This window comes from Cupriavidus necator N-1 (assembly GCF_000219215.1).
Taxonomy (GTDB): domain Bacteria; phylum Pseudomonadota; class Gammaproteobacteria; order Burkholderiales; family Burkholderiaceae; genus Cupriavidus; species Cupriavidus necator.
In genome coordinates, this window is the sequence record NC_015723.1 from 987,036 (window position 1) to 1,000,561 (window position 13,526).

12 protein-coding genes and 1 pseudogene are annotated in these 13,526 nt (G+C 66.3%); 7 read left to right on the plus strand and 6 right to left on the minus strand.

Going from position 1 to position 13,526, the window contains the following annotated elements; all coding sequences use genetic code 11:
* Positions 1–211: 211 nt before the first annotated feature.
* A complete protein-coding gene (locus CNE_RS41865; protein WP_193351079.1) occupies positions 212–373 on the plus strand; it encodes a hypothetical protein in 162 nt (53 codons plus the stop codon).
* A 503-nt stretch (positions 374–876) separates the two neighbouring features.
* On the opposite strand, the gene CNE_RS22655 is transcribed toward CNE_RS41865, so the two are convergent.
* Positions 877–1,782, minus strand: a complete 906-nt coding sequence (locus CNE_RS22655; protein ID WP_013952610.1) for a LysR family transcriptional regulator — start codon at positions 1,780–1,782, stop codon at positions 877–879.
* 116 nt (positions 1,783–1,898) lie between these two features.
* Between CNE_RS22655 and CNE_RS22660 the strand changes: the two genes are divergently transcribed.
* Both CNE_RS22660 and CNE_RS22665 read left to right on the plus strand, forming a co-directional pair.
* The gene (locus CNE_RS22660; RefSeq protein ID WP_013952611.1) at positions 1,899–3,095 is read left to right on the plus strand and encodes a CaiB/BaiF CoA transferase family protein; all 1,197 of its coding nucleotides are present in this window, start codon (positions 1,899–1,901) and stop codon (positions 3,093–3,095) included.
* Positions 3,088–4,227 (plus strand): acyl-CoA dehydrogenase family protein, encoded by a 1,140-nt coding sequence (locus tag CNE_RS22665; RefSeq protein WP_013952612.1) that lies wholly within the window; start codon positions 3,088–3,090, stop codon positions 4,225–4,227. The genes CNE_RS22660 and CNE_RS22665 overlap by 8 nt, the downstream gene beginning before the upstream one ends.
* A 27-nt stretch (positions 4,228–4,254) precedes the next feature.
* Here the strand turns inward: CNE_RS22665 and CNE_RS22670 are convergent, their stop codons facing one another.
* Positions 4,255–4,800 carry a ProQ/FinO family protein gene (locus CNE_RS22670; protein WP_041228589.1) on the minus strand — a complete coding sequence of 182 codons (546 nt, stop codon included), beginning with the start codon at positions 4,798–4,800 and terminating at the stop codon, positions 4,255–4,257.
* A 218-nt stretch (positions 4,801–5,018) separates the two neighbouring features.
* Here CNE_RS22670 and CNE_RS22675 point away from each other — a divergent pair, with 218 nt between their 5' ends.
* Entirely contained in the window at positions 5,019–6,920 is a 1,902-nt protein-coding gene (locus CNE_RS22675; RefSeq protein WP_013952614.1) for a potassium transporter Kup, read from the plus strand.
* Here CNE_RS22675 and CNE_RS22680 read toward each other — a convergent pair.
* Complete coding sequence (locus CNE_RS22680) at positions 6,917–7,957, minus strand: ribonuclease Z (RefSeq protein WP_041228836.1); 1,041 nt, start codon at positions 7,955–7,957, stop codon at positions 6,917–6,919. The genes CNE_RS22675 and CNE_RS22680 overlap by 4 nt on opposite strands.
* Before the next feature lie 63 nt (positions 7,958–8,020).
* A complete protein-coding gene (locus CNE_RS22685) occupies positions 8,021–8,362 on the minus strand; it encodes a hypothetical protein (RefSeq protein ID WP_013952617.1) in 342 nt (113 codons plus the stop codon).
* 249 nt (positions 8,363–8,611) lie between these two features.
* On the opposite strand from CNE_RS22685, the gene CNE_RS22690 reads away from it, so the two are divergent.
* On the plus strand, positions 8,612–8,827 hold the full coding sequence (locus CNE_RS22690; RefSeq protein WP_041228590.1) for a CDGSH iron-sulfur domain-containing protein: 216 nt from the start codon (positions 8,612–8,614) through the stop codon (positions 8,825–8,827).
* A gap of 37 nt (positions 8,828–8,864) precedes the next feature.
* Here the strand turns inward: CNE_RS22690 and CNE_RS42195 are convergent.
* Positions 8,865–8,993: pseudogene (locus CNE_RS42195) on the minus strand (cytosine deaminase); the annotation flags it as partial.
* Positions 8,994–9,127: 134 nt separating this feature from the next.
* Positions 9,128–10,642, minus strand: coding sequence for a MocR-like pyridoxine biosynthesis transcription factor PdxR (pdxR, locus tag CNE_RS22695; RefSeq protein ID WP_041228591.1), 1,515 nt, complete (start codon positions 10,640–10,642; stop codon positions 9,128–9,130).
* A gap of 134 nt (positions 10,643–10,776) precedes the next feature.
* Here pdxR and CNE_RS22700 point away from each other — a divergent pair, with 134 nt between their 5' ends.
* Together CNE_RS22700 and CNE_RS22705 are read left to right on the plus strand one after the other, a co-directional pair.
* Entirely contained in the window at positions 10,777–12,048 is a 1,272-nt protein-coding gene (locus CNE_RS22700) for a 4-aminobutyrate--2-oxoglutarate transaminase (RefSeq protein ID WP_041228592.1), read from the plus strand.
* 9 nt (positions 12,049–12,057) lie between these two features.
* On the plus strand, positions 12,058–13,509 hold the full coding sequence (locus tag CNE_RS22705) for an NAD-dependent succinate-semialdehyde dehydrogenase (RefSeq protein ID WP_013952621.1): 1,452 nt from the start codon (positions 12,058–12,060) through the stop codon (positions 13,507–13,509).
* The last annotated feature ends 17 nt before the right edge of the window (positions 13,510–13,526 follow it).

Here is a 13,526-nt window from a genome sequence, read left to right on the forward strand (position 1 = left end):
AAGCCGCCGAAAAGCAGCGAGTCGAACATGAAATCATACTGGTTGCCAAAGGTCAGCTTGCCCCAGTGCTGGTTGGACAGCCCGACCCAGGGAGATCGGTTTCCTTGAGCAACTCGGCTGCCATATCGTCGTGCTGTCCGGCGCGGCTTCGATACCCGGGGCAGTGGTGGAACTCGATGGCGCTCAGGCAGCGTTCATGCATGGGCATGGCATGCAAGCTTACATCAGCCGGCCGGACTTTGCTGTTTTCGGCGGCGTTTCCGACCTGGCGCATCTGCCCGGCCTGGTCGATTCCCTGCGCCAGAAGATGCACTGGCGCGGTGCGGCGCAGTCCAGCATGCTGGCCGGGACCAGCGCAGCGGCTGTTTCGTGAGCGCGGGAGCCATGATGACGACAACGGTTTCTTCGGCAGCGCTTGCGTTCCAGCGGGCGATGCCGGTCACACGCTTGCTGGATTGCGGCATGGACTATGCCGACGCCGTCCGGCTGTTCGACGCCACAAGGCCGGGGAGAGGATTGGGATCGCATGGCCGAGTCGCTCGCCGATGCTCAGCTGGAGCGCGCCGAACACGCTGCCAGGGCCGGCCACCTGGTGACAGCCGCCCAGGCCCAGCCATCCAGGCCAATTTCGAACGCATGCGCTTTCAATCGCACCGCGACAGGATCTCTTGCCCGTTCTCGTGCTGCATGGCGGCGCGGATCCGTTGGTGAAGCTGGAAGACCAGCAGCCTTTCCTGGACGCGGCGCTCACGGACGACGTGACGCTACGAATCTGGCCGGATGGCGAGCATACGATCTACAACCACGCGGCCGAGCGGACGGTGCTGGTGGCGGATTGGTTGCAGACCGGCTCTGCTGAATGGACGCCGCCCGCCGTCAGGCGCGCTGGATCTTCGCTTCCTCCACAGCCGCGCGCACGCACTCGGCCAGCAACTCTGACGCCCGGGTGCGCGTCGCGCGGGCCGTGCGCGCGATCACCAGCGGCTGGCGCACGGTGTCTTCCCGTATCGGCTTTTCCACGACGGCGGTGACCTGGGACGACGCCGGTGCCTGCGTGATCAGCAGCGCCGCGCCCAGTCCGTTCGCCACCATGCCGCGCGCCAGTTCCAGCGAAGTCGCGCGGTAGCGCACCTCGGGCTGCAGCCCGAATTGCCAGAACGGCGCCATCAGGAATTCACGGCTGTGCGGCAGGTCGATCAGGATCAGCGGTTCCTGCGCCAGTTCGTGCAGCGACAGGCTGCCTTTGCGCCTGGCCAGCCGTGAGCCTGCGGGCAGCAGGCCGTAGGGCCGCAGCTCTGCCAGCAGTTCGCGCTCGATGTCATCGGGCATGCCCACATCGTAGGTCAGCGCAAGCTCGATCTGCCCGCCGTGCAGCCAGTCCTCCAGCTGGGCGAGGTCCCCTTCGACAAAGCGTACCGACAGTTTGGGATAGCGCTCGCGTGCCATGCGCAGCACCACCGGCAGGTAGACCGGCGCCAGGGTGCGGAAGACGCCGATCTGCACCTCGCCCGCCGAGGCATCGCCGCTCTTGTCCACTTCAAATGCCGTTGCTGCCCCAAGGATGTGGCGCGCTTCCGCCAGCTTGCGCACGCCGAAGCGGGTCAGGGTCATCCTTGCGCCGACATCGCGGGCGAACAGGGCTTCCTCGAACAGCGTCTCCAGTTCACGGATGGCAACGGAGATGGAGGGCTGCGAGACGTTCAGCAGCCGCGCCGCCGCCGTGGTGCTGCCGGTTTCCGCCGTCGCGGCGAAGTAGCGCAACAGCCGCAAGGAGACACGCATCAGAAAATCCTATAGGTGCTAGTCGAATTTCATATTTTACTTGATAGCCTGCGCTGCGCAGAATCGGTGTCACTGAAACGCAAGCCCGCGGGCTTGCAAGCCCTGGAGGCCAAGACGTGACCCATTCCGACCTGCCGCTTGCCGGCATCCGCGTGATCGATTTCTCGCGCGTGCTGGCGGGCCCTTACTGCACGGCGCTGCTCGGCGACCTTGGCGCCGAGGTGATCAAGATTGAACCGCCGGGCGGCGACGACTACCGCGCGGTCGGTCCCTTCGTCGATGGCAAGAGCGGCCTGTTCTCTGCCATGAACCGCAACAAGCAGAGCATCGTGATCGACCTGAAGACGGCAGCGGGCCTGGCGCTGGCGCGCTCGCTCTGCGCCCGGGCCGACGTGGTGGTCGAGAACTTCCGTCCAGGTGTCGCGGACAAGCTGGGCATCGGCTATGAGGCGCTGCGTGCGCTGAATCCGTCGGTGGTCTACGCCAGCGTGTCGGGCTTCGGCCAGACCGGCCCGGAATCGCATCGCCCGGCCTACGACATCATCCTGCAGGCAATGTGCGGACTGATGGACGCCACCGGCGCCCCGGACGGCACCCCGACCATGCTGGGCGAGGCTGTCTCGGATGCGGTCAGCGGCCTGTTCGCCTCATGGGGCGTGCTGGCCGCGCTGCTGGCGCGCGAGAAGACCGGGCGGGGCACGCATATCGATGTCTCGATGTTCGACGCCACCCTAAGCCTGAGCGCCACTCTGGTTGCGCGCTATGCCGCGACCGGCTTGGCGCCGCGGCGCGTCGGCAACCGCCATCCCTCGTCCGCGCCGTTCGGCGTGTACCGCGCCGCGGACGGTTTCTATGTGGTGGCGGTGCTGAACAACAAGCTGTTCCAGGCACTGGCCAATACCATCGGCCGGCCGGAGATGGCGCAGGATCCGCGCTTTGCCGACGACGAGACGCGCTGCCGCTTCGAGGGGGATCTGCGCGTCGGTCTCGAAGCCTGGTCGGCCAGCCTTTCCGTGGCTGAGGTGAACCGCCTGCTGAGCGAGGCGGGCATTCCTGTCGCGCCCATCCGCAACGTCAAGGAAGCCCTGGAAAGCGACCATGCCGCCCACCGCGGCCTGCTTACCGAAGTGGCCGAGGCGGAAGGCGGCACCGTGCGGCTGCCCTCGCAGCCGGTGAAGTTCTCCGGCTACGGCGCCAACCGCGTGACGCCCGCGCCGGCGCTGGGGCAGCACACCGAAGCCATCCTGGCCGAGCTGGCCAACGCTGCTACGGCGCATCCGCAAGTGTTCAGCAAGGAGAAACAACATGCATAAACGACTGGGCGTCGAACCGGGCGATCTCGAGATTGCCGACGCCATCGGCCGCTTCGCGCAAAGCGAACTGGCGCCGAAGGCGGCCGAGGTGGACCGGGCCGAAGCCTCCACCACGTGCTATGTGCCGCAACTTGCCGAACTCGGCCTGATGGGGATGAACCTGCCGGAACGCTGGGGCGGGACCGAGACCTCGCCCGTGGCACTGATCCTGTCGTTGGTGGAGGTTGCCAAGGCCTGCGCCTCTACCTCGTCGATGATCGGCGCGCACTACCTGGCTACCGATTCCATCCTGATCGGCGGCGACGACAGCCTGCGCGAGCGCTACCTGCCGGATGCGGCCGCCGGCATCAAGCTGGGCGCCTTTGCGCTGACCGAGCCGCGCGCCGGCTCCAACCCGGCCGACATGGCCACGCGTGCCACCCCGGAGGGCGACGGCTACCGACTGCGCGGGGTCAAGCATTTCATCTCCAACGCGGACGCGGCGGACTTTATCGTCGTCTACGCCAAGACCGATCCCGCCGCGGGCACGCGCGGTATCAGCGCCTTCGTGGTGGACCGGCACAGCGAGGGCGTGGAGATCGCTCCTGCCGAGAAACTGATGGGCATTCGCGGGGCGCCGGCCCATGAGGTGGCGCTGGACTGCTTCGTCCCTGCCGCCAACCGACTGGGGCCGGAAGGCACGGGCTTCCGTACCGCGATGAAGGTGCTGGACAACAGCCGCCTGGACGTGGCCGCCACCAGCCTGGGCATTGCCGAGGCAGCGCTGGCCTGCGCCGCGGACTGGGCCAGGCAGCGCCAGGTCGGCGGCGAGCCGCTGGCGCGCAAGCAAGGCCTGCAATGGATGTTCGCCGACATGCGCACGCGGCTGGAGGCGGCCTGGCTGCTGACCCTGCAGGCGGCGGTACGGCGCCAGGACGGCGAGCCCTTCACCGAGCAGGCATCGATGGCCAAGCTCTATGCCTCGGAGATGGTCGGCTTTGTTACCGACGCCGCGCTGCAGATCCACGGCGGCTACGGCTTCACGCGCGAAATGCCGCTGGAGCGGTTGGTGCGCGATGCGCGGATCCTGCGCATCTATGAAGGCTCGTCGGAAATCCAGCGGACGGTGATCGCACGCGCGGTGCTGGCGTAAGCGCCGCTGCAGATCCGACGGCGGGGATCAGGGCGTGGCAGGCGTGTCAGGGCTGTCAGGCGTGGCGGCGGGCGCGGCAGGTGTGTCAGGCGTGGCCGCGGGCGTGGCAGGCTTGGCTTTCCGCGGCCGGGCGCCCGCACTGCGGCGGGCCTTCAGCTGCTGGGCCCGCTTGGCATCCGCCAGGCTGACGACGCCGGCCTCATTGCCGTCCAGGTCCAGCCGCTTGGCGCCTTCCACCATGCACGACCAATAGCGTGCGCCGCTGCACCAGGTGCGGATCGCTTCACGCAGCTCCGCCTCGGTCAGGGCAAGCTTTCCCGCATGCTGGGCCAGATCCTCAAACGTGCCGACCTTCAGCGGCACCTTGGGTGCCGGGTTCTTCGGAAACGCCTTGGGGAAGTGCTTCTGCAGCCGGGCAATCGAATGCACCACCGGATCGACGGGCGGCTTCGCGGGTGCGGCAGCCGGCGCGGCAGCTGGCGCGGGGCGCCGGCGCTTGCCTTCCGTACGTGATTCGGCCTTCGCCTTGTTTGCCAGTTGATCCCTTAGTGCTGCGAGTTGTTCAAAGCCCATGATATTTGCCGTTCTGTGAACCAGAATTGTAGCAAGGCTGGGCCAATGACAGGTTCGGCGGCATTTTGCATGCGGCGGGCATGGGTCGAATACGTCTCTCGCTCCCGAAAAGGCGGGGCCCGGACAGAAGGGCTGGCGGCGGGACGTCCTCACATGATTGCCCTGAGCAGGCGGACCATCCGTTCGAAAATCGAGGAGCAGCGGTGGATTCTTATGCCATGAACGGTGAAACGCCAGACGAGTCGCACCTGCAGCAATCCCGCGCAGCGCTCACCCTTGCTGCGTTAGGCGTCGTCTACGGCGATATTGGCACGAGCCCCCTTTATGCGGTCAAGGAAACCTTCAATCCAGCCCACGGGATTCCCCTCGTAACCGAGAACATACTCGGCGGCATCTCCGCGATCCTCTGGGCGCTGATGGTGGTCGTTTCGCTCAAGTACGTGATCCTCATCATGCGGGCAAACAACAGGGGCGAAGGCGGCATCATGGCACTGCTCGCGCTCGCCCTGGCGTCCGTGAAAAAGGTCGGTCGCTCCCCGACGCCGATCCTGCTCGTGGGCCTGTTTGGCGCGGCGCTCTTCTATGGTGATGCCGTGCTGACGCCTGCCATGTCGGTGCTCTCGGCGCTCGAAGGCATCGAGGTGGGCACTACCGCGCTGCAGCCGTATATCTTGCCGGCATCCGTGGGTGTGTTGATCGCGCTGTTCCTGTTCCAGCGCCATGGCACCGCGGCCATCGGCGCGCTGTTCGGGCCTGTCACGATCGTGTGGTTTATCGCCCTGGCCGCCGCGGGCATCCACGGCATCGCCCGGTATCCAGCAATCCTGGGCGCGCTCAGCCCGCTGCACGCGCTCGGTTTCGTGACGCAGCACGGGTTCGCCTCGTTCGCGGTGCTTGGGGCGGTGCTGCTCGCGTTCACCGGTGCCGAAGCGCTCTACGCCGATATGGGACACTTCGGCAGTGCCCCGATTCGCCTGGCCTGGTTCGGCCTGGTATTCCCGGCCCTTGCGCTCAACTACCTGGGGCAGGGCGCGCTGATCATTGTGAATGCAAAAGCAATCGAGAACCCCTTCTACCTGCTCTTTCCGTCGTGGGCCCTTTATCCGATGGTTGCACTTGCAACAGCGGCAACAGTGATCGCGTCGCAGGCGACGATTTCGGGTGCCTACTCGCTGACGAAACAAGGAATCCAGCTGGGCTATCTGCCACGCATGAACGTGGTGCACACATCAGAGCGGGCGATCGGTCAGATCTACATACCGACGCTCAACGGGATATTGCTTGTTGCGGTTCTGATTGCCGTGCTCGGCTTCGGGTCTTCGTCCAATCTTGCTTCGGCATATGGTGTCGCGGTCACCGGCACGATGCTGGTGACGACGCTTCTCACCTTCTTTGTGATCCGCTACGGTTGGCGCTACAACTTGCTGCTAAGCCTTTTCGCAACTGGCTTCTTTATCGCGGTGGATATGGCTTTCGTTTCTTCCAGCCTGTTGAAAGTTGCCGAAGGGGGCTGGTTCCCGCTCGTTGTCGGGGCCGTGATGTTTGTCGTGATGCTGACATGGGTTCGCGGCCGGCAAGCCCTGTTGGAGCGGCTCCAAAGTACCGACGTACCCCTCAAGTCGTTCCTGGATTCGCTGTTTCTCGCACCACCACCGCGTGTACCCGGCACGGCGGTGTTCCTTACCCCGACACCGGATGTGGTGCCACATGCGTTGATGCATAACCTCAACCATAACAGGGTGCTACACGAGCGCGTCGTGTTTCTTACCGTGAAGATGAAGGACGTACCATCGGTGCCGGTGACCGAGTGCGCGGCCGTTGAACCGCTCGGACACGCCTGCTACCTGATAACGCTGCGCTTCGGCTTCATGAACCGGCCCGATGTTGCGCAGGCGCTCGGCGCGCTGCCTGCGGCGGCTGGCCTGGAGTTTGACATCATGGACACCTCGTTCTTCCTGAGTCGCGAGGCCATCGTCCCTGCAGCCGGCGTTTCCAGTGGCATGGCCTCATGGCGTGAGCGTCTGTTTGCCACGATGAGCAGGAACGCCGGTAATGCTGCAGATTATTTCAACATACCGGCAAATCGCGTGATCGAGATTGGCACGCAGATCGAGATCTAGACCGCAGGCGGTACCTGTTCTGCAAAGGACTCCGTGGCCCAGGCGTCCCGTACCTCGGCAGCCAGTTCATCGGCGCGCCCTTGATAGCGTGGCGAAAAATGGAACGGCGTCACCGCGCGTGCGCCGATGCTGCGCGCAATCAATCCGGCCTGGGCAGCGGTCAGGTGGTTCTTGCGCAGGCCGTGTGCCCGGTCAACGTCCAGGAACACGCTCTCGATGAAGAGCTGGTCGATGCCTTGCATCAGTTGCGACAGCGCTTGCACGTTCTCGCTCGTATAGCGCAGGTCGGTCACGTAGCCGATGCGCCGGCCGGGCTCGGCATCCAGGATCAGCCGGCTCAGCTCGCCGACCGTTCGCGCCGACGCATGGTCGCCGAGCCGGTCCCGCCACTGCACAAGGATCGGCGCATCGTCGGCTGCGCCGGTCAGGACGGCATGCTTGAGTTCGCGCAGCCAGGCGCCGGTGGTCAGGCCGGATGCGGCCAGGCGTTCCTTGTTGACGCCGAGTCGGGCCTTTTCCTCCACCAGGTAGGCCAGGCATGGAGTCCCGTGGTCGACAAAGCAGGCGCGCACCCGGAACGTCGCTTCGTCGTGCACGATATCGCCGGTCCTCGCGGCGCGCGCTTCGGCTTCTCTGGCAAAGCCGTGCCGGCTGGAAAAGCAGGCGCGCCGCACCTGCCGGTCCAGTCCAAGTTCGGCCACTTCGATGACCAGTTCGGTGGCGTAGCGATGCACCACGTTCCAGGTATAGGCAAGCAGCTTGTGCTCGACCTGCGCCAGGAATCCTGGCCCGCCGACCAGCACAATGCGCGGCTTGCGCCCGAGCAGCACCCGCAGCAGCTTGTCGAAGCCAGAGAAATGATCCATGTGCGCATGCGTGACAAACACATGCGACAGGCGCATCAGTTCGCGCGGCATCAGCCGGGCGATGTCGCCCAGGTCGAACAGCAGCGCGCGCCGTTCGTCCAGGAAGTCGACGAACAGCCCCGGGTCGCCAAAGGCATCGTTGACGAGGCGGGCTTCCAGCAAAGGGCGCATGATCAATCGCGGTGCGACCGGCACCAGGCTCAGGCAAAGGCGCATGCTGGTCCGGGCTGCCAGTCACCGCCCGGTCGGCTGGCGCAGCAGCTTCTGCACGATTCGCTCATGCTCCTCCAGCGCCGCGTCAAGCGTCTGCGCGCCAAAACTTTCATTGTCCTGCTCAGCCAGCCCTGTGACGCGCGTGATGAACAAGGGGGTGTCCGTCGGTGCGGCTTCCGACACGCCCCGGAAGCGGGTCGTCACCATGCCGCCGGACTGCTCCAGCAGGGTGCGGCGGAATACCAGGTCGTTGTCCGCCATCCAGCGCGACCATTCGTCGTGGTCGGTTACCTGCACTGGCCGGTTCTTCTCATCAAGGATATAGAAGCGGCGCCATTGCTGTGCGTCTTGACGAGGCTTCATCGAAGGCCACCTCCGTACGGTTGTGGGCACCCGGGCTCGGCGGACAACCGTGGCCGGAGTGCCGGAAGCTGGCCGTCTGTGGCCGCAAAGTGCTTTGCAAGGGACTGCCACGCAAGGCACGAGCTCAACGTTGCCCTACAGCCAGTCTATTTAACGCCCGCCACAAACTGGAGTAGATTTGAAGAGACAGGCGCGCACAAGGTTGCCACAGGGGTGCCAGCGTGGCTGTCGCCTGGGAGTGTATGCATCATGGACGAAGACACCGTTGTCACCGTTACGGTACAGGACAATGGGCCGTACCGCATAAAGGGTCCCGTCAGGATCGTGACCCCGGCAGGCGCCACCTTCGCTTTTGAAGGCGAGCAGGTCTGGTTGTGCCGGTGCGGCCATTCCGAGAACAAGCCTTTCTGCGATGGCTCGCACAAGCGGCAGGGGTTCAGCAGCACGCCACAGCCGAAGTCTTGAGCCGCCTGAGATTGAACCAGCGCCAGCACAGCCTGGTTCATGCCAGCGCGCCATTGCGCGCGACCACCCGGCCGGCCGACACCACCAGTTGCCGGACCGGCCTTGCCACGACCGCCTCGGCCACCGTTTGAGCGGCGACCAGCGCCAGGTCCGCCCGGTCGCCCGGCGCCGATGCGCACGAACTGGCCGTCTGCCATCAGGATATCAACCTGGTTCCCGGCTGCGAGCCGGACATTGCGGACCAACAGTTGATTCATTGCAATTCCGGTTTTTGTCAGGATGAAACTCTCACTGCATGGTTCAACGCAGCGGGGCGCGCATGCCGCCGCGCGGCAGGCAGCCAAGCAGCCTGTCGAAGGCCGGCGCGATGTCCTCTTCCGGTACGCAGGCATACCCCAGCAGCAGGCCTTGCTGAACAGCATCGCCGATGAAATAGCGCGACAGCGGCCGCACCACGATGCCGCGCTCGCGGGCAGCGGCGGTGATGGCCACGTCGTCGGCATCGTCGGGCAGGCGCAGCACCAGGTGCAGGCCGGCATTGCTGCCGTGCTCGTGCAGCGCGCCGGGGCCGAGGTATCGCTCGATCAACGCGGCCAGGATGGCGCGCCGCCGGGCATACAGCGGCCGCATTCGGCGGATGTGGGCGGCATAGTCGCCGGCCTGCATGAATTCGGCGACGGTCGCCTGCGTCATCAGGTGGCCGGCCCGGTATAGCTCGGCGTGCGCGGTTTGGAAGGCGCCGGCCAGGCTGCGCGGTAACACCAGGTAGCCCATGCGCAAGCCCGGATAGAGCGTCTTGCTGAAGGTGCCGATATAGATCACCGGCGCATCCGGTTCCATGCCCTGCAACGACGGAATCGGCTGCCCGGAAAAACGGAACTCGCTGTCGTAGTCGTCTTCCACGATCCAGCTGCCGCGCTGGCGGGCGTATTCCAGCAGCGCGCGCCGGCGCTTCAGGCTCATCACGGCGCCGAGCGGGTACTGGTGCGAGGGCGTGACGAAGATAAAGCGCGGCGCGGGCATCTCCCTGCCGGCTTCGGTGTCGGGCAGCGTCAGGCCTTCGTCGTCCACCAGCTTCGGCACCATGCCGATGTCGCTGACCTGCAGCACGCCGCGGATGCCCCAATAGCTGGGTTCCTCCACCCATGCCTGGTCGCCGGGCGAGCCCAGCATCCTCACCACCAGGTCGATGGCCTGGTGAATGCCCTCGGTGATCAGCACCTGGTCCGGATCGCAGCGCACCGAGCGCGCCACCCGCAGATGCGCCGCCAGGGCTTCGCGCAGCGCCGGCAGCCCGCCGCCATGGCTGTAGCTCAGCCACTCCGGGTGCGGGTTGCGCCACACGCGGGCCGAGATCTGGGCATAGCGGCGATGCGGGAAGCGCGTGACGTCGGGCACGCCCGGCATGAAGGCGCCCCATTGGGTGGGCGAGGCCGAGGCATTGGCCAGCAGCCGCTGTCCGCGCGGCGACAGCCCGGGCATGGCCTGCGGCCCGACCTCGGTCGCCGGGGCCGCGGCGGCGTTCAGGTAGCGCTCCGGCGCGGTGGCGGCAACGAAGGTGCCGCTGCCGGTGCGCGCGTACAGGTATCCCTCGGCCAGCAGCTGGTCGTAGGCAAACATCACCGTATTGCGCGACAGCCCCAGCTCGGCGGCCAGGTCGCGTTGCGGCGGCAGGCGGGTGGCCGGCGCAAGGCTGCCGTCCTGTATCGCGCCGCGGATGCATTCGTAGAGGCCGCGGTTAAGCGGTTTGCCCAGTGCCGCCGTGCCTTCGGGGCCCAAGCGCTGGAGCAGCTGGTCGCCGCAGATCGATTTCAAATTGGCACCATCGGAATTGCAAAAGCGGTACTGGATTATAGGGCCAAGGCCGGTTGAAATGGCTGGCATCGCTGGGCCCCTGCCAGCGGTGCCCGTTTCGCGAGTCGGCCGGTGCCGACAGTCCTTACCGCACAATGACCATGAAAAACCTCGAACTGAACCAACGCCGTACCCTCGCGACGCCGCGCGGCGTGGGCGTGATGTGCGATTTCTACGCCGACCGCGCCGAGAACGCCACGCTGTGGGATGTGGAAGGCCGTGCCTACACGGACTTCGCCGCCGGCATCGCCGTGCTCAACACGGGCCACCGCCACCCGCGCGTGATGCAGGCCATCGCCGCGCAGCTGGAGCGTTTCACGCATACGGCCTACCAGATCGTGCCCTACCAGGGCTATGTCACGCTGGCCGAGCGCATCAACGCGCTGGTGCCGATCCAGGGCCTGAACAAGACGGCCCTGTTCACCACCGGCGCAGAGGCCGTGGAGAACGCCATCAAGATCGCCCGTGCGCATACCGGCCGCCCCGGCGTGATCGCATTCTCTGGCGCCTTCCATGGCCGCACGCTGCTGGGCATGGCGCTGACCGGCAAGGTGGCGCCGTACAAGATCGGGTTTGGCCCGTTCCCCTCCGACATCTATCACGCCCCGTTCCCCAGCGCGCTGCATGGCGTCAGCACTGAGCGAGCGCTGCAGGCGCTTGAAGGCCTGTTCAAGACCGATATCGATCCGGGCCGCGTGGCCGCGATCATCGTTGAGCCGGTGCAAGGTGAAGGCGGCTTCCAGGCGGCGCCGGCCGATTTCATCCGGGGCCTGCGGGCGGTGTGCGACCAGCACGGCATCGTGCTGATCGCCGATGAAGTGCAGACCGGCTTTGGCCGTACCGGCAAGATGTTCGCGATGTCGCACTATGACGTGGAGCCGGACCTGATCACCATGGCCAAGAGCCTGGCCGGCGGCATGCCACTGTCGGCCGTCAGCGGCCGGGCCGCGATCATGGATGCGCCGCTGCCCGGCGGCCTCGGTGGCACCTATGCCGGCAATCCGCTGGCGGTGGCCGCAGCGCACGCGGTCATCGATGTCATCGAGGAAGAAAAGCTGTGCGAGCGCTCCGCCAGCCTGGGCCAGCAGTTGCGCGAGCACCTGCTGGCGCAGCGCAAGCACTGCCCCGCAGTGGCCGAGGTGCGCGGGCTGGGTTCGATGGTCGCCGCCGAATTCTGTGATCCCGCCACGGGCCAGCCCAGCGCCGAGCATGCCAAACGCGTCCAGGCCCGTGCGCTGGAAGCCGGCCTGGTGCTGCTGACCTGCGGCACCTACGGCAATGTCATCCGCTTCCTCTATCCGCTCACCATCCCGCAAGCTCAGTTCGACGCGGCGCTGGCGGTGCTGACCCAGGCGCTGGCCGAATAAGGGGAACACATGGAACTCCAACATACCGCGCTGTTGCGCAGCCATTGCCTGATCGACGGCGAATGGACCGGGGCGCAAAGCGGCGCAGAACTCGCCGTCTTCAACCCGGCGACTCAAGAACGGATCGGCTCGGTGCCTCTGGCCGGCGCGGCTGAAGCCGAACAGGCGGTGCGCGCCGCCGAGCGCGCGCTGCCGGCGTGGCGCGCGCAGACGGGCAAGGCGCGCGCCGCCGTGCTGCGCCGCTGGGCCGACCTGATGCTGGCACACCAGGAAGACCTGGCTCAGTTGATGACCGCAGAGCAAGGCAAGCCGCTGGCCGAGGCGCGTGGCGAGGTGGCCTACGCCGCGAGCTTCCTCGAGTGGTTTGGCGAGGAAGCCAAGCGGGTCGATGGCGAGGTGCTGGCCAGCCCGCGCAGCAGCCAGAAGATGCTGGTGCTGCGCGAGCCGGTGGGCGTGTGCGCGGCCATTACGCCGTGGAACTTCCCCGCGGCGATGATCACGCGCAAGGTCGGCCCGGCGCTCGCCGCCGGCTGCACCATCATCGTCAAGCCCGCCGAACAGACGCCGCTCACGGCACTGGCGCTGGCCGTGCTGGGCGAACAGGCCGGCGTGCCGCGTGGCGTGCTGCAGGTGGTGACCGGCGACGCCGTGCAGATCGGCGGCGTGCTGTGCGCCAGCCCGGTGGTGCGCAAGCTCAGCTTTACCGGCTCGACAGCGATCGGCAAGCTGCTGATGGCGCAGTGCGCCGGCACCGTGAAGAAGCTCTCGCTGGAACTGGGTGGCAACGCGCCGCTGATCATCTTCGACGATGCCGACCTGGATCGCGCGGTCGAGGGCATCCTTGCCTCCAAGTTCCGCAACAGCGGCCAGACCTGTGTCTGCGCCAACCGCATTTATGTGCACGACCGCGTCTACGACGAGGTCGCGCGCCGGCTGGTCAGCGCGGTCGAAAAGCTGCGGCCGGGCCATGGCGTCGACAGCGGGGTCACGCAAGGCCCGCTCATCGACGCCGATGCGGTAGCCAAGGTCGAAGCGCATATCGCCGACGCGCTCGCGCACGGCGCCACGGTGCTGACGGGCGGCCAGCGCCATGCGCTCGGCGGCACCTTCTTCGCGCCGACGGTGCTGGCCAATGCAACTTCGTCGATGCGGGTCGCGCGCGAGGAGACCTTCGGCCCGCTGGCACCGCTGTTCCGCTTCACCAGCGAAGAAGAAGTGGTGGCGATGGCGAACGATACCGAATCCGGGCTGGCCGCCTACTTCTTCTCGCGCGACATGGCGAAGATCTGGCGCGTGGCGCAGGCGCTCGAGTACGGCATGGTCGGCATCAATACTGGGCTGATCTCCAACGAGGTGGCGCCGTTCGGCGGCGTCAAGCAATCGGGGCTGGGCCGCGAAGGCTCACGCCATGGCATCGACGAGTATCTGGAGACGAAGTACCTCTGCATGGAAGTTGAATAACAGCAATGGGGTAAAGC

Bases quoted from the DNA above. Each gene is read 5' to 3' on its own strand.
- CNE_RS22665 (WP_013952612.1), top strand. From the start codon at position 3,088: ATGCATAAACGACTGGGCGTCGAACCGGGCGATCTCGAGATTGCCGAC.
- CNE_RS22685 (WP_013952617.1), bottom strand. From the start codon at position 8,362: ATGAAGCCTCGTCAAGACGCACAGCAATGGCGCCGCTTCTATATCCTT.
- CNE_RS22670 (WP_041228589.1), bottom strand. From the start codon at position 4,800: ATGGGCTTTGAACAACTCGCAGCACTAAGGGATCAACTGGCAAACAAG.
- CNE_RS22655 (WP_013952610.1), bottom strand. From the start codon at position 1,782: ATGCGTGTCTCCTTGCGGCTGTTGCGCTACTTCGCCGCGACGGCGGAA.
- CNE_RS41865 (WP_193351079.1), top strand. From the start codon at position 212: ATGCAAGCTTACATCAGCCGGCCGGACTTTGCTGTTTTCGGCGGCGTT.
- CNE_RS22700 (WP_041228592.1), top strand. From the start codon at position 10,777: ATGACCATGAAAAACCTCGAACTGAACCAACGCCGTACCCTCGCGACG.
- CNE_RS22705 (WP_013952621.1), top strand. From the start codon at position 12,058: ATGGAACTCCAACATACCGCGCTGTTGCGCAGCCATTGCCTGATCGAC.
- CNE_RS22680 (WP_041228836.1), bottom strand. From the start codon at position 7,957: ATGCGCCCTTTGCTGGAAGCCCGCCTCGTCAACGATGCCTTTGGCGAC.
- CNE_RS22675 (WP_013952614.1), top strand. From the start codon at position 5,019: ATGAACGGTGAAACGCCAGACGAGTCGCACCTGCAGCAATCCCGCGCA.
- CNE_RS22690 (WP_041228590.1), top strand. From the start codon at position 8,612: ATGGACGAAGACACCGTTGTCACCGTTACGGTACAGGACAATGGGCCG.